Raw genomic sequence first — 18516 nt, forward strand, 5'->3', positions numbered from 1 at the left:
CCAGATGTTTAACCTCTAACGGCATGTGATTCGACTTACGCAAATTAGCTCATCGCTTGATTAATATAACATATAACTTTGCAAAAGAAAACATATTTTTCATTTCTTTTTTAAAAGTTGTCCAGAAATTTGCTCATCCCTTTCTAAATTGAACCCTCCCCCACCTATTCATTGGGCTGGGATTCTTCTCGCCTAAAAAAATAAAATATAAATAAGTAGGGTAAACTTAACAAAAGGGAGGTACATATGAATGATCCAAAAAAATGAGAGATCCTTGCGATTCGAAGTAGCATTTAACCGCATCCATCAGCAGTTAAAACAACTTATCCCCAAACAGGCTCAACATTCCTTTATTGAAATACTCCATACTTGCGCTCAACATCATGCATCCGTCCGCACACACTTAGACGAATTAAAGCAATTTGCCAAGCTAAGGAATGCGATTGTTCATCAGAAAACGGATACTCATTCTTATATTGCCGAGCCACATGAGGAAATCGTCGAACGAATAGAACAAATTGATGCGCTCATCTCCAAACCGGCAGATGCGCTTTCCATTGCTTCTAAACCTGTATGTACAGTGGAACTCCATACCTCTTTAATCGAAGTGTTGCAAATGATGAAGCAATTCTCCTATTCCGAATACCCCGTATTTGACAAAGGTGTTTGCCAAGGAATTCTTACCGGAAAAGACATTCTAAAATGGATGGCTCATCAACAAACAGATGGTTCCATCACCTTATTTGAAGTCACCGTTCAAGACCTTTTGTCTGAACAAAGTGAATCTAAACTAGCTTTCATCAAAAAAGACGCCAATATCTTTGACGTAGAATACTTATTTGAAGACTATCAACACAGCAATAAAAAACTAGAAGCCATTCTTATTACTCCAAACGGAACATCGAAAGAGTTACCCATTGGTATCATTACCTCCTGGGATTTAACGAAAACGAATGATCAAATCATTTAAAAAGCGAACAGGGATCAATCCTTGTTCGCCTCCTTTCAAAACTAGCTAATGACCGCTCTCTTTCTATTCTACAAAATCAAATTCACTTAATTGGTCAACATGACTAGCAATCATCGCTATAATCGTATTGGCTTCCTCTTTACTAAAGACAAAATTCGTAACATCCTCTAGCATCTCTTCGTCAATCGTTTGAATACGATTCGTTCGTCTCAACACCCCATCTCCAGTTTCCTGAACGACACCGAATTGATAAGTAACTTCCAATTCATCCTGATAGGCATAGGCCGTCACTTCTGGTGTTGTCCATTCCACGTCTATTTCCTCATAATCGTCATCATCAGGTTGGAAATTATCCATCACAAAAGAGTGATCGTCGATTCCTTCAATAAATTCATGGAAGCTTTCATGCACCTCATCAACGATATCTTCCATATCCGGCAAGATCGTTTTAGACATATAATCGACATCCAACTCAAACGTTTTTACATAAAACTCTTCATTGTACGGATCGAAAAATAAAGAACAGAAATATTCTCCTTCATTTTCATCCGTTTCGACAAAAAACTCTATTTTAGGATGCTTAGATGCTCGATCTACTGTCATATGGCCAATTTGATCATATTTTTCACAGATCGCCTCTAAATGTTCCTGCAATTCTCCACTGACTCGGTCAAACCATTCCAAAGACATCTTGCATCCCTTCCTTTCGAATAATCAACTTTTATTATGTCTTATTAGCGGTTAATTATGCTATTTTTCAACTTTATCTAAAATTTTCGTACACTCTCTTTCCACTATTGAATCATTTGCAGTAATTGTTCTTTTGTTTTTGGCATAGAGGCTGATTGATCCGAATGAGCCGCTTGCCATGCAGCAAACACCTCTACGATCCACGGTTGCTCTAAATGACATTTCTTTAACAGATCTGTTTGTCTAAATAACTCCTCTGGTGACCCAACTGCTTGTAATCTCCCATTATAAAGAATAATGATTTCATCCGCCCACTCATAAGCAAGATTGACATCATGAGTTGATAAAAGAATCGTTTGTCCTTCTGTTTGAAGCTCTGACACAAAGGCCATCATTTTTTTCGCATACAAAGGATCGAGCCCCGCGGTTGGCTCATCTAAAATAAGTAGCTTTGGATTCATGACGACAACTCCGGCAATCGCTACTCGCTTTTTTTGTCCCAAACTTAAAAAATGAGGCGGTTTATTTTTCAATTCCATTAGTTCCGTCGCTTCAAGTGTGGCTAATGCTGCTTGCTTTGCTTCTTGTTTAGAATAGCCTAATTGCAACGGGCCGTACATCACATCCTCTAGCACCGTTGGAGAAAAAAGCTGAGCATCTGGATGTTGAAACACAATCCCCACTTGTCTTCGCAATTCTTTCAGCTCTTTTCGTTTATAACTGAGCGGCTTGCCTTGAAAGCGAATCTCTCCCTCTGTCGGCTGAAGCAATCCGTTGAGATGAAGAAAAAGTGACGATTTCCCTGCGCCGTTATTGCCGAGAATCGCGATTTTGCGTCCGGATTGGATCGTTAACGTCAGCTGATCCAAAGCCTTTGTTCCATCAGGATACACGTAACTCACATTATTCACTTCTAACATGTTCGTCGCCTCCCTCCTAAAAAACATATACGACCACACATGAAATCAAAAAACACATAGTGATCGCCCCCCATAAATCTCGACGAGTTGGGTAAGAAATCATTTGTCCCGCTTCAACCTCACTCCCCCCTCGGGCATCGATCGCCATTTGTACCTGCTTCGCCTCGCGCATCGTTTGAACAAATAAATTGGCGACAAGCATCGAGATAGAGGAGAAGGTCGAACGAAGGCCACTGTAACCTGCGCGTGACCGTTGGGCGTTGTACGTTTCTGCCGCTTTTTCAATAAAGACGAAAATAAAACGATACGTTACGGCGGTTAGCTCAACAAACACTTCTGGTAATCGCAGCAGCCGAAGCAACGTAGCCATCCCGTGAAACGGCGTCGTTAAAATAAAGAAGTACATGCAACTAACCGCCGCATAAGCGGAAACACATAATAGAATGGCCTGCTGCAACGATGAATACGAAACATACATAAACCACCCTGCGACGCTTGTCGTTTGCACAAGGGCATCTACTTCTGTTCCTTCACGTGCAAACGACAGCAATAATGGAAACAGACTGAACAGTAAAAAAATCAGCGGCAACAATAACAACTTTCGATACGTTCGAAAGGGAATGTTCGCATACCACACGGACACAACACCCATTAACAGAAACACGTAGATGGACAAGACGATCTCTTTTGTGACCAGAACTAACAATAAATGCGAAAAAGCAAAAGCGGCTTTTTCACCTGGATGCAAGTGAGAAAGCCGGCTATGGTTGGCATAATAATCGATGATCATTAGCTTTTGTTGCTATATTTCTCTTCTAATTTTTTTCTCGCACGTCCTGCTCCAACAAAGTAGCCGATAAACAATGCTCCGCCAGCGGCTTGTAAAGCAAATAATAAGCTTTCCACTTCTCCACTTGGCGGCTCCCAAATGACATCAAACCACGGTTGATAATCTGGACTAATCTCCGTAATTGCTTCCTCTGCTTGACCGTCTGCTCCGAGAAATTCAGCATCTTTATTGATCACAAGTGGTACAACTGCAAGCAACACGACAATCGCAAATAATAGTACATTCTTCACGTTTACGCCTCCTTCACAGCTACACTTAATTGATTTAATTCATTTTTGTTATATTTCACAAGCCAATTCATGACGATCACGGTTAAAATTCCTTCTGCAATCGCTAAGGAAATTTGTGTCACAGAGAAAATACCAGCAAATTTCGCAAATGAAGCCATCACGCCACCTGTTTCTGCTGGGAAAGCAAGTGCTAATTGAAAAGAAGTGACTGTATATGTAGCTAAATCACCGATAAATGCAGCGAAAAAGACAGCTAAAATAAAAGAAAGTTTCATTTTTCTTCCAAGCTTATACACCGCATACGTCATCAACGGGCCGACAACCGCCATCGAAAACGCATTCGCGCCTAATGTCGTTAAGCCACCATGAGCTAATAATAACGCTTGGAACAGCAACACAATCGTGCCTAACACGGCCATCACGAACGGACCAAACAAAATCGTTCCAAGACCGACACCTGTTGGATGAGAGCTACTTCCTGTAACCGATGGAATTTTGAGAGCCGATAATACGAAAGCAAACGCCCCTGCTAAACCAAGCATCATTTTCGTTTCAGGATGCTCTTTAATCGTTTTTTGAATCGAGCGAATCCCAACCGCAATAAACGGAATCGTTAACGCCCACCAAAGAATGGCCCATTTAAGCGGCAAGAACCCTTCCATAATATGCATCGCAGCGGCCGGTTGAAATGAATTGATCCAGAAAAAACAAGCGAGTGCCAACATCACGACTGTTGTTCTTTTCAAAATGAACATAATTTCATCCTTCCACGTTTATTAATGTAGAAATATGTGGGTCCTGATCAAACCATCTAATCTTCTCTCGCTGTCCAACAACTTCTCCAACAAGTACAATCGCTGGATTAGAAATATGATAATCGCGTGCCTGTTGTTCAATAGAGGCAAGGTCGGCTGTAATCGTACGTTGGTTGTTTGTCGTGCCCCATTCAATGATCGCAACCGGTGTAGTGGCAGCCTTACCGTGTGCCATCAATTCTCCACAAATATGTCCCAGATTGCCTACACCCATATAAAAGGCAATCGTGTCTATCCCTTGAGCTAACGCTTGCCAATTCACAAAGTCTTGACCTTTTTCCGCTCGACCATGGGCTGTCACAATCGCAAAAGTGGTCGCATGATCACGGTGAGTTACCGGAATCCCCGCATAGGCAGGGGCGGCAATCCCTGCTGTAATTCCGGGAATGATTTCAAAGGGGATATCGGCGTTAGCTAACTGCTCCGCTTCTTCTCCGACACGACCGAATACACAAGGGTCTCCCCCTTTTAATCGAGTAACGATCAAACCTTGCTCTGCTTTTTCGACTAGCAGCTGGTTAATTTGCTCTTGAATGAGCGCATGTTTCCCTGGAAGCTTTCCACAGAAAATTAGCTCAGCTCCTTGTTTAGCATGTTGAAGCAACTCTTTATTAACTAGTCGATCATAGGCAATCACGTCGGCCTGCTGAATACATTCTAACCCTTTGACGGTGATAAGCTTTGGATCACCAGGTCCGGCTCCAACTAAATATACTTTGCCTTTCTTCACATTCATCCCCTCGAATCTATTAAGTTGTTAAACAAAGTGATTCGTTCTTGATCATCCGCATCTCTCATTTGTTCATATAGATCGGATTGAATCAGCTCTGTTAATAATTGTTTTCTTTTTACAGGGTCACTCCCTCGACTTTTTATTTGCTCACGACACTCCGCTAAAAAGTCTAGAAAACTAATAAACTGATCGTCATATTGATGGGTTAGTTCTTGAATAATTTTTTTGCTAAGTCCCGGGCTTCCCCCGCTTGTACTCACCGCAATCGCGAGCTTTCCTTTTTTCAAAGAGGCTGGCACAAAGAAGTTACTAGCATGAGGATCATCGACAATATTGACGAGCTGTTGATCGGAAGCACATTGCCCAATATATTCATTGACTTTCCGATCATTTGTTGCCGCAAAGACGACGAACGCTGCCTCTACATCTTGCTTTTGAAATGATTTCTGTTGCCAGTCAATCGGATGATGAGCAATTAATTCTGCCATTTCGGAACTTACTTCAGGGCTCACCACTTGAACGACCGCTTTTGCTTCAACTAAAGAAGCAACTTTACGAGCTGCGACTTTTCCGCCACCGATCACGACGACCTGCTTCCCTGCTAATTTAAGCATCGCTGGATAAAGCATGATTAGAAATCCTCTCTGCTTTATATTGCTCGGCCGCTTTCACAAAGCGATGAGCTAACGCTAAGTCGGAAGCAAAGTGAAAATGAGCGTAGCCAGCTACGACATGCGGCAATATAAATCCTTGTTCCTTCGTTCCGAAGCGTCCCTTTGTTTCATATGCGGCTACGATTGGTTCATTCGCTGTAAACTTAGAATAATGGAATTCATGTCCTCTCGCTTTCGCTCCTGTTGGCAACAAAAAATTAGGTGCTAAACCGGTAAGCTCACGATAACCAAGAGCGGCTAATTTTTTTTGCATCGTCGCTACGCCAGGAATGACCCCAACCATCGGATAAACCTCACCATTTGTATCTTCAATCGATTGTGTTAAATACATAAAGCCGCCGCATTCCGCTAATGTCGGTAATCCAGCTTCAATCGCTTGCTGAATCGACTGTTTCACTCGGTCATTCCTCGCTAATGTGGAGGCAAACTCTTCTGGAAAACCGCCGCCTAAATAAAGGGCAGAAGCGCCTTCAGGTAGCGGCTCATTGTTTAGCGGAGAGAAAAATTGCAGTTCCGCCCCATTTGCTCGAAGCAACTGTAAGTTTTCTTCATAGTAAAAGTTAAACGCCGCATCTTTGGCGACAGCGATCGTTACGGTCGCTTCTTTCGTTTCGGCAAACATTGAATGTTCGGACTCTTGAATCACCGCTGCCTCCGCTAGCTTCCAAATCGCTTCTACATCGACAGTAGCGGAAATCAATTGACCTAGTGTATCAAAAAAGCCGTCGAGCTCGCCTCTTTCAACAGAAGGAATTAATCCTAAGTGGCGTTCTGGGATGGAAATATCGTTCTCTTTCTTCAAATAACCAACGACCGGAATGCCACATTCTTGTTCAATCGCCGATTTGACAATGTTGAAATGACTTTCACTGCCGACGCGGTTAGCGATGACGCCGACAATTCTGCCGCTTGTCGCCATTGATTGAAAGCCTTTAACAATGGCCGCCGCACTTCTAGCCATGCTGGCACAATTAACGACGAGTAAAACCGGGCAATCAAGAATATCACTTAAGTCGGCAGAGCTACCGTCATTTTCCAACGGGTCTTTACCATCAAAGTAACCCATGACGCCTTCAATAATGGAAAGATCCGCATCCTTCGCTCCTCTTGCGTAAATCTCCTTCACCGTCTCTCGTCCCGTCATCCAGCTATCTAAATTTCTCGATGGTCGGCCGGTGACCGCCGTATGATAGGTCGGATCAATATAATCAGGCCCACATTTAAACCCTTGAACGCTCGCGCCTCGTTCTTTAAAGGCGGCCATGAGTCCAATGGTGACCGTTGTTTTTCCTGCACCGCTTCCGGTCCCCGCAATCATGATTCTTCTTTGGCTCATCTGCGTCCCTCCTCATTTATATGAAATCAGTCCAACAGATATCGTGACGTTACCTGATTTCTTCTTCACAAGCAGCAACTCATCATTTCCACTCGCTAGCATCGCCGCTGGTTCACTGACGCCATAAGCACTAGTGAATTTATAAACGGTATCAGACGGCTGGACTAACGTTTTCGTATTGAGTTCAGCTGGCGGGTAATATATAAACTCCCATTGATGTTTGCGGACGACTTCAAGCAAGCCAACCTCATCTTTTTTCAAGTCAATCGTCGCCACTGTTTTGACACTTTTTTTGCTAATTTTCAGCTCTTTTAACGTTTCTTCTATCACTTGTTCAATTTCCTCTGCGGCTGTTCCTCGATTACAGCCGATCCCAAGAACGATCACTTTCGGACGATATAACACACCGTTTGTTAAAATCGCCTCCTCTTGTGATTCAAGTAGGCGATGAGTCACAACGAGTGCCCCATCCGGTTGGAGCATCAATCCTTCGTCAATAGCGGAGCATAGATGAATATTCGCTGGCATCGCCGTCTCATGCATCCACCAATTACGCTCGCCTGACTCTTGCACAACGACCACTTTTTCTTCATTAACAACAGATGCGCTGACGGGCGTTAACTTTTCATCCGATTCCCATTCCCAGCCGAAGCGGCGACCAAATAAGTCAACAGGAATCGTTTTTTGTACATCGGAAGCGGTCGTTACCACCGGGTAGGCATTGAGCAAAGCAGCCACTTCTCTCGTCAGTTCGTTCGCTCCTCCGAGATGTCCTGATAATACACTAATGACGTGTTCCCCGCGATCATCAACGACAACGACAGCCGGGTCCGTTTTCTTATCCTTTAAAATCGGAGCAATCATGCGGACAACCGCCCCTAATGAAATAATGACAATCAACCCTTGATAATGAGTAAACAGGCTTGGAAGCAATATACGAACGGAGCCTTCAAACAACGTAATGCCCCGTTCCTCTTCATCACCTTGTTCGTGTTTCTTCATATAATAAAGGTCGCTATCAGGAAAGAGCTTAGCGATTTTTCTCGCCAGCTGTGTGCCATGCTTCGTAATCGCTACGACCGCATATTTGCCCTTAACGGTAAACTCCGGTGTAACATGCTCTTGTAACTGAATACTCATTGTTTCACCCCGCGACGGAACCCGTGAGTGAACTCTTTATCGTACAATTTCGAGCGAAAGTCTTTTTCGTGAATGTTTGGATCTAACGCCCAGCCAGCTAATATCATCGCCTGCTTGCGAATACCGTTAACGCGCATATCTTCATCCAATTTCTCGATCGTCGTGCGCACAATTTTTTCATCAGGCCATGTCGCTTTATAGACGACGGTGACAGGCGTTTCCGGTGACCAGCCAGCACTGACTAATTCTTTCATCACTTTTTTCGTTAATGTGGCACTAAGGAAGAAAGCGATCGTGCAATGATGCTCAGCTAGCTTTGCTAATTGCTCGCGTTCTGGCACTGGTGTTCTTCCTTCTGCTCTCGTTAAAATTACCGTTTGCGTTAAATCAGGAATCGTTAATTCAGCTTGCGCACTAGCCGCAGCGGCAAAGACCGAACTAACGCCCGGCACGATCTCAATCTCGACACCTGCTTCTTTTAATAACGCCATTTGCTCCATAATCGCTCCGTATACAGCAGGGTCTCCCGTATGAAGACGAACGACTTTTTTTCCTTCTGCTAGGCGTTGCTTCATCACGTCGACCATTTCTTCTAAGTGCATACCCGCTGTTTTTAAAATTTCAGCTCCGGGCTTTGCGATGTTAAAATGCTCTTCACTCACTAGCGAGTCGGCATATAAAATAACGTCCGCTTCTTGCAATAGTTGATGTCCTCTAACCGTAATTAAGTCCGGTGCCCCTGGACCTGCTCCGACGATATATAGCTTCATTTTCTCACCACCATTAACGTTAAATATTCCGGTTCTGCACCTTCAAGCTCCTCCATCGACCAGACAATTTCCTCTTCCGATGTGACTTTTGTGACAACCGATGCTTTATCTGTCAAATTCAATTCTTTTAAAATTTGCAGCATGAGGTCGATCACTTTGGCGACTTTAATAAAAATGACGCAAGCATGCTGTTCAATCGCTTGTTTCATCGCTTCGTAATTGTCATTGGCTGGCACAATGGCAACGATATCATCCCCATCAGCTAACGGTAAAGACAGTCTGGCAGCCGCCCCGTTAATCGAAGAAATTCCCGGTATAATCTTCATCGGCACATCGCCATAACGCTCCTTCATCACGTTCATCATATGTATAAATGTGCTGTACAGTAGCGGGTCACCTTCTGTAATAAAAGCCACATCTTTGCCTTCTTGTAGCTTCTCCCATACTAAATCAGCGGTATTCGACCATTCCCGTTCTAAAATAACAGGGTCTTTCGTCATTGGAAAGACGAGCCCAAGCATCTCTTTCTCTGCTGGATTAACATACGCATCAATAATTTTTCTTGCATAACTTTTACTGCCTTTTCTTTTTTTCGGATACGCAATTACCGGACATTCTTGTAAAGCGCGAAATGCTTTTACTGTAATTAACTCTGGGTCCCCTGGGCCAGCGCCCACACCGTATAAAATCCCTGTCATTCTTTTCCCTCCGCTCGCTTCGCTGTAATAATATAAACGGGGTTTAACCCTTCCATTCTCGTTAAATGTAAAATCGGTTTACTTCTTGCGATTTGGGCTAATGTAAGCTCGGTTTCAAAGCCTCTCTGCTTCAATGCTTGCACCGCTTCATATAAATTTTCAATCGTGACGACATTCATAACAATCATTCCATTCTCTTTCAAACGGGAACAGCATTCATCAAAAATGCCGGCGATATTGCCTGCTGTGCCGCCGATAAACACCGCATCTGGCGCAGGAAAGTCCGCTAAGCCGTCTGGCGCTTTTCCTTGAATCGCCGTGACATCTGTACGGAATTTAATAAAATTTTCGCGAGCATTTTCGAGATCCGCCTCATTTTTTTCAATTGCAAAAACGGCTCCATCGGTCGCTATTTTCGCCGCTTCAATCGCAATTGAGCCGGTGCACGTGCCAATATCCCAAACGACACTCTCTTTCTGAAGATTCATTTGCCCTAGCGTGAGCACACGAATTTCCTTTTTCGTTAATAGCCCTTTATCTGGCTTACGTTGAACAAATTCCTCATCTGGAATACCGAGCGACCACAACTTTGTATCGATCTCGCTTTTTAAAATGACGACGTTTAAAGCCGAGCATTCTGCTTGCTCCATCTCATCTAATGACAGCAAGCGACAGCGCTCATTTTCACCACCGAGATTTTCAGCGACAAATGCTTTATATTCCGTCATGCCAAATGTTTTTAAATATGTCGCAATGGCAGCGGGTGTATTCGTGACATCCGTTAATAACGCGACCAACTTGTTCCCATCGATTCGTTGGGCAAGTCCTGTCATTGGCCGACCATGCAAACTAATAATCGTGGCGTTTTGCCAAGCTTCTCCCATTCGAGCAAACGCTAGTTGTACAGAACTTGGTTGCGGGTAAATTTCCGCTTCCACCGACTTTGATAAATAACTGCCGATACCATAAAAGAGGGGGTCTCCTGAAGCGAGCACGACCGCTTTTTCTGGTTGTTCACTTAATCGCTCTTTCAACTGGCGTAAATTCCCTTTAATCGTGAACGTCTCGCCTTGATAATCGGGGAAAAAAGCGAGTTGGCGCTCACCCCCAGCAAGAAATTGCGATTGTTGAATCCATTGTTGATAGATTGGCAACAGCCCATTGCGGCCTTCATCGCCAATTCCAATAATTTTCACTTTAGCCATGACGCTCCGCCTTTCCTAAACATTCACCTTTTAACGTATATAAAGTCATATCAACGGTGAGCCCACCGTTAACTTCTTCGATCGCATGCTGACAGCAACTAGCACATAACCGATCAAAAAACGAATGATGACCGGCAGCAAGCATCATATCTGCAGCATGAGAAGCGGTGTTAGCGGACTTAATTTCTTCCACTAATTCTTCTGAAGCCCCTGAAAGACGGGCCGTTTCTGCTAAAAAGCCGAAATCGACCGGCGCACTTTTCGAATGAACCATCATCACCCCTTGAGCCACTTTCGAAAATTTGCCCATCATGCCGACCATCGATATTTTTTTAATGCCGAGCCGTTTGCAATGCTTTAACGTAAAGCCGACAAAGTCGCCCATTTCGATAAAAGCCTCCTCCTTCAAATGAGGAAGCTGCTTCATCGCATACTTTTCACTACGTCCACCGGTTGTGATAGCGACATGATCACAGCCACCTGCAATCGCCACACGAATCGCTTGAATGATGCTCGCTTTATAAGCGGCAGTTGAAAACGGCATCACAATTCCGCGCGTCCCTAGAATCGAAATTCCCCCAAGAATTCCGAGGCGAGCGTTTAACGTCTTCTTCGCCATTTCCTCGCCTCCTGGGACAGAAATAACGATTCTCACACCTTCTGTCCGCTGAAAATCCGCTAAAATTTTCTCTGCTTCTGACAAAATCATCTTTCGGGGAACAGGATTGATCGCCGCTTGACCAACTTCCACCTCTAAACCAGGTTTCGTCGCTCGACCCACTCCTTCGCCGCCATCCAGTTCAATCCCAGGCTCGACTTTTAACGTAACCTCTGCATAAATGATCGCTCCATGTGTGACATCCGGGTCGTCACCCGCGTCCTTTTTGATCGCTGCAATCGCTCGGCTCTCATCCACTTCACAATGCTCTACGGTAAAAGTCGCAAACACTTTTGCCGGAAGATAAATGGTCGCTTCTTCCTGTCTTTCTCCCGTTAATAAAGAGATCAAGGCCGCTTGAACAGCAGCCGTCGCACATGCACCTGTTGTATATCCTTTTCTGAGCGGTTTGTCTTGCTTGGTGTCCTGTGCTTTCATCATTATTCTTTTTCTGCAAGCAGAGAAAGGGCATTTAGAGCCGCAACAGTGACCGTACTACCACCTTTTCTGCCGATGTTTGTAATATAAGGAATATCTAATTTCGCTAACTCTTCTTTTGATTCCGCCGCCGAAACAAATCCAACAGGTAGGCCGATGACAAGGCTCGGCTTCGCAATTCCTTCTTTCACAAGACGGATCAATTCAAGTAGAGCGGTTGGAGCGTTCCCGATGCAATAAATACCGCCATCTGCTTCAGCTACCGCTTTTCGCATCGAAATAATCGCTCTTGTAGTGTTCAGCTTTTTCGCTTCTTCCATCACATCTGCATCAGAAATATACACATGGATGCTACCGCCATACTTTTCGATGCGCCCTTTACTAATACCGACTTGCACCATCTGTACATCACAAATGATTCGTTCGCCATTTTTAATCGCTCGAATACCCGACTCAATCGCTTTCGGATGGAGCAGCATACTTCTTCCGAGTTCAAAATCCGCTGATGCATGAATGACACGTTGAACGACTTTATATTCTTCATGAGAAAGATCATGCTCACCGAATTCTTCGGTAATCATTTCAAAGCTACGACCTTCAATTTCCATCGGTTGAACGGTTTCTGGCTTAAACTCTGTTTTAAAATCCATGTTTGATTCGCTCCTTTAAAGGTTAAATGTATGTAAATAATCAATGACTTCCTCGAAACTTGAGCACCGATTTTGATACTCCATTTCCGGGCGCTCGATCACAATCGTTTCGATTCCTAATTCCTTAGCGGCCTCTAGCTTTTGATCAACAGATCCGCGGGCACCGCTCGCTTTCGTGACCATACAAGTCACTCCGTATTGCTGATACAACGCTTGATCAAAAGCGGTTGTAAACGGCCCTTGGATCGCCACAATGTTTTTTTGTGGCAAGCCAAGCTGCTCGCATTTTTCCATATTATCCTTTCGCGGAAGCATTCTCGCGACTAAGCGAATGTCTGAACGAGACAATAATTTTTCGGTGAAAATAGCTAACGTTTTACTACCAGTCGTTAACATCACTGTCCCTTTTCTTTTGGCCGCTGCTTCCGCTGCTTCCTCATACGTCGATACATAAGTGATCAATGAAGAGTCTTCAAAGCTTTGTTCTTTTCTTTCAAATCGAATGTAAGGAATGTTAGCGGTAGCGGCCGCTAACATCGCATTTTTCGAGGCTTCTTCAGCAAATGGATGACTCGCATCAACGATTCCCTTTACACCCTGTTCCTTCATAAAGGCTTGCATTTGCTCGGCATCCATGCGACCAGCAACCGCTTTGATCCCCGCTTGAGTTAACTCCTTCAATGCATTTTCTGTCACCACGGTAGCGATTAACTCTCTTCCTTGCTCTTGAAGTGCGATCGCAAGCTCTCTCGCATCGCTTGTTCCGGCAATGAATAAAATCATTTCGTCGTTGTCACTTCCTCTTCATGATGATGATGGTCATGATGGTGATGATGATCAATATGCTCCATCGCCTCAAACCGATATTGACACGTATCACAGTTCATATACACTTCTCCGCCTAACGCTTCAGCTATCCGATCTTGAATGACCAATTCTAGCTTCGGATGGAAGCCGAAATATTCAGCCAATGCAAATTCGACTCCTGGATAAGCTGACTGAAATTGAGTCATCATTCCTTCTAAGCGCTTAATTAAAATGCCCGTAAAGAGGAAATACGGCAGTACAATCACTTTTTTGGCACCGAGACGAATCGTTTTTTCCACCGCCTCTTCTAACCTTGGAGAAGTCACACCGATAAAAGCAGGTTCTAAAATTGAGTAAGAAGCTTTTTCCCATAGTAATCTCGCAATCTTGTAAAGGTCACTGTTCGCATCTGGATCACTGCCTCCGCGTCCGAGTAAAATGACCGCTGTTCCTTCTTGTGGCTCGGCGGCATTCTCCCCTGTTTCTTCGATTCGATTTTTGCAAATTTCAATCGCTTCATGATGAATGCCGATCGGCTTTCCATACGTGAATTCAACAGTAGGATACTTTTCTTTCGCTTCATCAATCGCCGCTGGAATATGAATTTTTGAGTGCCCTGCTTGAAGAAGCATTAGCGGAATTAAAGCAACGGATGTTGCTCCTCTTGCGACACAAGCATCGATGCCTTTAGCAATATCTGGACGTTCAAATTCTAGAAAACAAGTTTCAATAATTAATTGATCATCTAGCTTAGGCGTTAATTGATTAACAAATATTCTAATTTGTTCATTACCTTCTGGGTCACGGCTGCCATGACCAACAAATAATACAGCTTTCATATTCGATCGTCTCCTTTAATCCCCGCACGGTGCAGGTTCAATCATAATTTTCGGTTCCATGTTGCGATACTCAAAGCCTTGAATATGTTTCACACGTTTGAAAAACTTGAACAAGCGCTCGTTCGGATGACCTTTTTCCTTATACTCAGCAACAATCCGTTCGATCAGTGGCACAATTTGATTTGGTTCAACGCCTTCCGCCACAGGCTGACCGGCATGAGCCGTTCTTCCAACTGGTTTCGCACCGAGGAATAAATCAAATTTTCCTTTTCTGAATACAAGCCCGATATCGTCATTGACCGCTTGATAACAAGCCATGCCACAGCCGTTGACACCGATATTCAGCGCTTTAGGCATCTCCATTCCACCGAGCTTTTGTTGCAGCTCTTCTGCGTATGGAATCGCATCCTTCTTTTCACCATCACAAAAGTCACATGCTTTAATCGCTAACACATCTCCAACCGGAGAAATGATAAAGCCAGCCTGTTGCAGTTGCTCTGTTAATTGTTGTGGCTCTTCCGTTGATACGCGTAAAATAATTTGGTGATGAGGCGTGTATTCAACAGAGCCTTCCTCTCCGGCAACAGCTGATAGTACAAGCAATTGCTGTGCAGAAAACTTTTTATTCGCTACCCCCGGACTAACAGCGACTTCAAAAATGGATTGGATCGGTGTGGGAAATACGACTTCTTTTGTCGGAAGCTCTTTGTTTTGATCGAGTAATTGCAACGCCTTCATGCCGAGTTCTAATAAAGGCGGAGCTTCTGCCTTCCCTTCATGAAGCGCCCACGGTTCGTTTTCACGCTTCAATCGTTCATGCGGCTTCAATGGTTGCTTCTCAGAAGTCAACGTATACTTTCGCTGATAGCCTCGTGGTGTGATCATTTTATTGTCATAAATAAACGTGGTAGAATTCCCGATCATAACCGTTGTCAACATCCCAATGTCATGCTCAAGCATGTCCGCTAACGTCGTTAAAATAACTTGTTCTCTATCCCGGTACGCACTTTTCACAAGCCCGACAGGTGTGTCAGGAGAACGATATTTTAATAGAATGCGCTGCGCCTCAACAATTTGTCTTGTGCGCTTTCCGCTTTTCGGATTATAAAGAGCAATAACGAAATCCGCTTGTCCTGCCGCGTCAATTCGCTTTTCAATTAACTCCCATGGCGTTAAGTGATCACTTAAACTGATCGTACAAGCATCGTGCATAACAGGCGCCCCGAGTAAAGAGGCACACGAATTAATCGCTGAAATACCGGGAATAATTTCTACTTCAACTCCATCCGCCTCTCTCCAGCCTTTTTCGACAAGCACCTCATAGACAAGACCTGCCATGCCATACACACCAGCATCTCCGCTCGAAATGACCGCCACTTTCTTTCCCTGTTCGGCATACTTCACCGCTGCCTGTGCACGACTCACTTCCTCGGACATTCCTGTACTGATCACCTCTTTGCCCTCGATAAAATTAGCGATCAATTCAACATACGTTTTATAACCGATAATGCAATCGCTTTCTTGGAGCGCTTCTTTCGCTCGTTCGGTAATATGCTTCTCACTGCCTGGACCGAAGCCAACTAGTAGTAATTTCCCTTTCATTGGACACCCTCCTCACTGAACAGCCTTTTTGACTTCACGATCTTTTTCAATCCCTTTTATGCGATCGTTCATAAGCTCCATTCCACTTCCATTATATGTATAAGTTAACGCTTCTTGCACAGGTTGACCGTTTTGTAAATGCTGATGGACAATCCTTTTGGCCATGAGCTCGTCCACCTCGTGATACCAAGCTCCTTCTGGATACACAACGACGACACAAGCATCTTTACAACGACCATTACATTTCGTTCTTGACGTATGCACACGAACATCGAGCTCTCGTTCTTTAATTTCCTCCCGAATCGCTTGCGTCACTTCTTCGCCGCCCTTTCGCATACAACTCGACCCATTACAAATCAACACGTGATGATTCATTTCTTTCAAATTCCAAGTCGTCATATGATCGCTCCTTTTCTATCAAAAAATCCTTAACTCCAAAAGAAGTTAAGGATTTTGTGTAATGATCCGTACGCTGCTCATGTGCAGCTCGTCCGCTCGATACAGCTATCCTACTCTTCCCTCCGAAGAATGATGAAAAAAAGGTAGAAGCAGGTCTCCTGGCTTACGGGTCTCTTTACTCTTGTCCCTTCCCAGCGCAACAAGCACCAGTGGTTATTGACAATTTCATCGCCGTTTACAGTAACGGGGGCTGCATCGGACTTGCACCGATTTCCCTATTATCCCTTGTGAATCAACAAAAGGGCACTCTTACCTTATTATTTAATTTAAATATGTCATTTATTTGAACAACTGCTTTAAGATTATCAGTAAACGCCTCATGTTGACAAGAATTTTTTTTATTTTTAGAAAATTATTAATGGATTCCACCCGGTTTCTATGCGAACCTGTTCAATGGCTTTTTGTCGCTTTTGTAAAAGAAAAGGGTCTTGTCGATCAAACAACAACCCGATCACAGTCCCGCTATGCCCAATAATTACTCCTCCCTGTAACTCGGTTGCCAAATCTACAAACAAACGAATCTTTGGCTTCGGTAAAAAACGTTCATTCACTTGCGAACTAGCTGTGGCAGCTCGCAAAATTTGTTCAACATTTCCGTCTGTAAGCCCTACTGTCATTTCGTAAAAAATCTGTTCTAATAATTGTTTTTCTGCTTCATTGTAATCCTTTTTATTACGGTGAAAAGCTCGCGTATTCACTCTTCCGCCACTATCAAAGCCGATGCAAACAAGCTCAGGCACGTGAGGAAATTCGTGCAAAAGCTCGCCTGTTTGCTGATTGATTGCTGTAATCCCTCGATGCATCACCCCATCTGTCGGCTCGATGTTCGCCGCGATCATCGCTTCCTCTTTCGCTGACAATGTAGCGCCGACACTTGCAGTGACCGCTCGAATCGTAGCGACGATATCGGCAGAACTGCTCGCCATCCCCTTTCCTACTGGAATAGATGAGGTAATAGACAAATATCCGCTTGGCGAGCGGCCCAACATTCGCAGCGTCTGTTCTGCGGCCATTAACGCTAATTTCTTTCCTTTCGTCTCTCCAATTAACGAACCTACTTGTGCAGGTGTAAATCTCGCTTCACTATATAAAGGACTAGGAAAGGTAAATAAAAATGGCTGCCCATCGATCTCCCCTTGCGCTAGCTCTCCAAATGTCCCAAAGCATTTCCCTATCCCTACTCGCATGTACAAACCTCTTTTCTACGCTGTCGATTGGCTAATATTTATAACAATTTATTATAATCTTATTCTTTTTTTCTTCCAAGCGGTTGTGATTTTGTCTCTTAATGACGAAATTTTAATTATTTTTATTTTGAATTTTGCACATAATGAAATAAGCGTGGTCAACCATAATAATATTTGGTTGACAACTTATGTTACCATTCATTAAAATAACGTTAACATTTGTTTTTATTTTATTGATTTGTTATTATAGGAGGTTGGAAAAATGAGTAAACAGCACGAGAAATTAAGAATGTTGATGACGACCGCTCTATTTGCGGCGATTATTGGTATTATGGCGCAAATTACGATTCCGCTGCCGTTAGTTCCGATCACAGGGCAAACGTTAGCTGTCGGTTTGGCTGCTACAATTTTAGGTTCACGATACGGCGCGTTATCAGCGATTGTCTATATGTTCATCGGCGCAGTTGGTGTTCCTGTATTCTCTGGTATGAGCGCTGGAATGGGCGTCATTTTCGGTCCGACGGGTGGGTATATTGTTAGCTTTATTTTTTCCGCTTTTATTATCGGTTTGTATATCGAAAAAACGTCGGCCACTGTAACACAAGCATTTATTGCGAATATCATTGGGATGTTAGTTAACTTAGCCATTGGAACCGCTTGGCTGAAAGTAATGGCGAACCTTTCTTGGATGGAAGCATTCGTCGGCGGATTTGCCCCATTTATTATCGGGGGGATCATCAAAGCGATCTTGGCGGCTTGGATCGGTATTCTCGCTCGCAAACGATTGCAATCAGCTCGCCTTTTACCGTCATCCGCGAACGCATCTATTTAATACAAAAATGAGG

The 18516-nt window shown here is 43.8% G+C and carries 21 protein-coding genes and 1 riboswitch; of the genes, 2 read left to right on the forward strand and 19 right to left on the reverse strand.

The annotated features are described in order from the left end of the window. The first annotated feature begins 250 nt into the window (after positions 1–250). Positions 251–970 carry a CBS domain-containing protein gene (locus tag ACSVDJ_RS09240; RefSeq protein ID WP_439168227.1) on the forward strand — a complete coding sequence of 240 codons (720 nt, stop codon included), beginning with the start codon at positions 251–253 and terminating at the stop codon, positions 968–970. Positions 971–1033: 63 nt separating this feature from the next. Here ACSVDJ_RS09240 and ACSVDJ_RS09245 read toward each other — a convergent pair whose 3' ends face one another. The 19 genes from ACSVDJ_RS09245 to ACSVDJ_RS09335 all read right to left on the reverse strand — a co-directional run bounded on the left by ACSVDJ_RS09245 (position 1034) and on the right by ACSVDJ_RS09335 (position 17671). Next, entirely contained in the window at positions 1034–1660 is a 627-nt protein-coding gene (locus ACSVDJ_RS09245) for a hypothetical protein (protein ID WP_439168228.1), read from the reverse strand. Positions 1661–1764: 104 nt separating this feature from the next. Continuing rightward, positions 1765–2580, reverse strand: coding sequence for an energy-coupling factor ABC transporter ATP-binding protein (locus tag ACSVDJ_RS09250; RefSeq protein ID WP_439168229.1), 816 nt, complete (start codon positions 2578–2580; stop codon positions 1765–1767). Positions 2581–2596: 16 nt separating this feature from the next. Next, on the reverse strand, positions 2597–3370 hold the full coding sequence (gene cbiQ / locus ACSVDJ_RS09255; protein WP_439168230.1) for a cobalt ECF transporter T component CbiQ: 774 nt from the start codon (positions 3368–3370) through the stop codon (positions 2597–2599). Beyond that, positions 3370–3660 carry an energy-coupling factor ABC transporter substrate-binding protein gene (locus tag ACSVDJ_RS09260; RefSeq protein WP_439168231.1) on the reverse strand — a complete coding sequence of 97 codons (291 nt, stop codon included), beginning with the start codon at positions 3658–3660 and terminating at the stop codon, positions 3370–3372. The genes cbiQ and ACSVDJ_RS09260 overlap by 1 nt, the downstream gene beginning before the upstream one ends. 2 nt (positions 3661–3662) lie before the next feature. After that, entirely contained in the window at positions 3663–4385 is a 723-nt protein-coding gene (locus ACSVDJ_RS09265) for an energy-coupling factor ABC transporter permease (protein WP_439169059.1), read from the reverse strand. A 34-nt stretch (positions 4386–4419) separates the two neighbouring features. Further along, positions 4420–5205 (reverse strand): uroporphyrinogen-III C-methyltransferase, encoded by a 786-nt coding sequence (cobA, locus tag ACSVDJ_RS09270; protein WP_439169060.1) that lies wholly within the window; start codon positions 5203–5205, stop codon positions 4420–4422. A gap of 2 nt (positions 5206–5207) precedes the next feature. Continuing rightward, positions 5208–5837 (reverse strand): siroheme synthase domain-containing protein, encoded by a 630-nt coding sequence (locus tag ACSVDJ_RS09275; protein WP_518618679.1) that lies wholly within the window; start codon positions 5835–5837, stop codon positions 5208–5210. After that, a complete protein-coding gene (locus ACSVDJ_RS09280; RefSeq protein ID WP_439168234.1) occupies positions 5815–7218 on the reverse strand; it encodes a cobyrinic acid a,c-diamide synthase CobB in 1404 nt (467 codons plus the stop codon). Before ACSVDJ_RS09280 ends, ACSVDJ_RS09275 begins: the two co-directional genes overlap by 23 nt. A gap of 12 nt (positions 7219–7230) precedes the next feature. Continuing rightward, positions 7231–8358 (reverse strand): cobalt-precorrin 5A hydrolase, encoded by a 1128-nt coding sequence (locus ACSVDJ_RS09285; RefSeq protein WP_439168235.1) that lies wholly within the window; start codon positions 8356–8358, stop codon positions 7231–7233. Beyond that, positions 8355–9128, reverse strand: a complete 774-nt coding sequence (gene cobM, locus ACSVDJ_RS09290; protein WP_439168237.1) for a precorrin-4 C(11)-methyltransferase — start codon at positions 9126–9128, stop codon at positions 8355–8357. The genes ACSVDJ_RS09285 and cobM overlap by 4 nt, the downstream gene beginning before the upstream one ends. Then, positions 9125–9826, reverse strand: coding sequence for a precorrin-2 C(20)-methyltransferase (cobI, locus tag ACSVDJ_RS09295; RefSeq protein ID WP_439168239.1), 702 nt, complete (start codon positions 9824–9826; stop codon positions 9125–9127). Before cobI ends, cobM begins: the two co-directional genes overlap by 4 nt. Then, a complete protein-coding gene (gene cbiE, locus ACSVDJ_RS09300) occupies positions 9823–11031 on the reverse strand; it encodes a precorrin-6y C5,15-methyltransferase (decarboxylating) subunit CbiE (protein ID WP_439168241.1) in 1209 nt (402 codons plus the stop codon). Before cbiE ends, cobI begins: the two co-directional genes overlap by 4 nt. Continuing rightward, positions 11024–12127: a cobalt-precorrin-5B (C(1))-methyltransferase gene (locus ACSVDJ_RS09305; RefSeq protein WP_439169061.1), complete on the reverse strand. Its 1104-nt coding sequence runs from the start codon at positions 12125–12127 to the stop codon at positions 11024–11026. The genes cbiE and ACSVDJ_RS09305 overlap by 8 nt, the downstream gene beginning before the upstream one ends. Before the next feature lie 2 nt (positions 12128–12129). After that, positions 12130–12777, reverse strand: a complete 648-nt coding sequence (locus ACSVDJ_RS09310; protein WP_439168243.1) for a precorrin-8X methylmutase — start codon at positions 12775–12777, stop codon at positions 12130–12132. 15 nt (positions 12778–12792) lie between these two features. Beyond that, entirely contained in the window at positions 12793–13560 is a 768-nt protein-coding gene (gene cobK, locus ACSVDJ_RS09315) for a precorrin-6A reductase (protein WP_439168245.1), read from the reverse strand. After that, positions 13557–14423, reverse strand: coding sequence for a sirohydrochlorin chelatase (locus ACSVDJ_RS09320; RefSeq protein ID WP_439168247.1), 867 nt, complete (start codon positions 14421–14423; stop codon positions 13557–13559). Before ACSVDJ_RS09320 ends, cobK begins: the two co-directional genes overlap by 4 nt. Positions 14424–14438: 15 nt before the next feature. Next, entirely contained in the window at positions 14439–16025 is a 1587-nt protein-coding gene (cobJ, locus tag ACSVDJ_RS09325) for a precorrin-3B C(17)-methyltransferase (RefSeq protein WP_439168249.1), read from the reverse strand. 12 nt (positions 16026–16037) lie between these two features. Beyond that, positions 16038–16424: a (2Fe-2S) ferredoxin domain-containing protein gene (locus ACSVDJ_RS09330; protein WP_439168251.1), complete on the reverse strand. Its 387-nt coding sequence runs from the start codon at positions 16422–16424 to the stop codon at positions 16038–16040. 131 nt (positions 16425–16555) lie between these two features. Next, positions 16556–16750, reverse strand: a riboswitch (cobalamin riboswitch). A gap of 78 nt (positions 16751–16828) precedes the next feature. Beyond that, positions 16829–17671, reverse strand: a complete 843-nt coding sequence (locus tag ACSVDJ_RS09335; protein ID WP_439168253.1) for a GHMP family kinase ATP-binding protein — start codon at positions 17669–17671, stop codon at positions 16829–16831. 262 nt (positions 17672–17933) lie between these two features. Here ACSVDJ_RS09335 and ACSVDJ_RS09340 point away from each other — a divergent pair, with 262 nt between their 5' ends. Further along, positions 17934–18503 (forward strand): biotin transporter BioY, encoded by a 570-nt coding sequence (locus ACSVDJ_RS09340; RefSeq protein WP_439168255.1) that lies wholly within the window; start codon positions 17934–17936, stop codon positions 18501–18503. The last annotated feature ends 13 nt before the right edge of the window (positions 18504–18516 follow it).

The sequence above is a fragment of the Bacillus sp. Hm123 genome, assembly GCF_051842975.2.
GTDB lineage: Bacteria > Bacillota > Bacilli > Bacillales > Domibacillaceae > Bacillus_CE.

Coding starts and splice junctions, on each gene's coding strand:
- ACSVDJ_RS09335 (WP_439168253.1), bottom strand. CDS start 17,671: ATGCGAGTAGGGATAGGGAAATGCTTTGGGACATTTGGAGAGCTAGCG.
- ACSVDJ_RS09250 (WP_439168229.1), bottom strand. CDS start 2,580: ATGTTAGAAGTGAATAATGTGAGTTACGTGTATCCTGATGGAACAAAG.
- ACSVDJ_RS09340 (WP_439168255.1), top strand. CDS start 17,934: ATGAGTAAACAGCACGAGAAATTAAGAATGTTGATGACGACCGCTCTA.
- ACSVDJ_RS09240 (WP_439168227.1), top strand. CDS start 251: ATGATCCAAAAAAATGAGAGATCCTTGCGATTCGAAGTAGCATTTAAC.
- cobI (WP_439168239.1), bottom strand. CDS start 9,826: ATGACAGGGATTTTATACGGTGTGGGCGCTGGCCCAGGGGACCCAGAG.
- ACSVDJ_RS09275 (WP_518618679.1), bottom strand. CDS start 5,837: ATGCTTTATCCAGCGATGCTTAAATTAGCAGGGAAGCAGGTCGTCGTG.
- cbiQ (WP_439168230.1), bottom strand. CDS start 3,370: ATGATCATCGATTATTATGCCAACCATAGCCGGCTTTCTCACTTGCAT.
- cobJ (WP_439168249.1), bottom strand. CDS start 16,025: ATGAAAGGGAAATTACTACTAGTTGGCTTCGGTCCAGGCAGTGAGAAG.
- ACSVDJ_RS09285 (WP_439168235.1), bottom strand. CDS start 8,358: ATGAGTATTCAGTTACAAGAGCATGTTACACCGGAGTTTACCGTTAAG.
- ACSVDJ_RS09265 (WP_439169059.1), bottom strand. CDS start 4,385: ATGTTGGCACTCGCTTGTTTTTTCTGGATCAATTCATTTCAACCGGCC.
- cobM (WP_439168237.1), bottom strand. CDS start 9,128: ATGAAGCTATATATCGTCGGAGCAGGTCCAGGGGCACCGGACTTAATT.
- cbiE (WP_439168241.1), bottom strand. CDS start 11,031: ATGGCTAAAGTGAAAATTATTGGAATTGGCGATGAAGGCCGCAATGGG.
- ACSVDJ_RS09330 (WP_439168251.1), bottom strand. CDS start 16,424: ATGACGACTTGGAATTTGAAAGAAATGAATCATCACGTGTTGATTTGT.
- ACSVDJ_RS09320 (WP_439168247.1), bottom strand. CDS start 14,423: ATGAAAGCTGTATTATTTGTTGGTCATGGCAGCCGTGACCCAGAAGGT.
- cobK (WP_439168245.1), bottom strand. CDS start 13,560: ATGATTTTATTCATTGCCGGAACAAGCGATGCGAGAGAGCTTGCGATC.
- ACSVDJ_RS09280 (WP_439168234.1), bottom strand. CDS start 7,218: ATGAGCCAAAGAAGAATCATGATTGCGGGGACCGGAAGCGGTGCAGGA.
- ACSVDJ_RS09305 (WP_439169061.1), bottom strand. CDS start 12,127: ATGAAAGCACAGGACACCAAGCAAGACAAACCGCTCAGAAAAGGATAT.
- ACSVDJ_RS09310 (WP_439168243.1), bottom strand. CDS start 12,777: ATGGATTTTAAAACAGAGTTTAAGCCAGAAACCGTTCAACCGATGGAA.
- ACSVDJ_RS09245 (WP_439168228.1), bottom strand. CDS start 1,660: ATGTCTTTGGAATGGTTTGACCGAGTCAGTGGAGAATTGCAGGAACAT.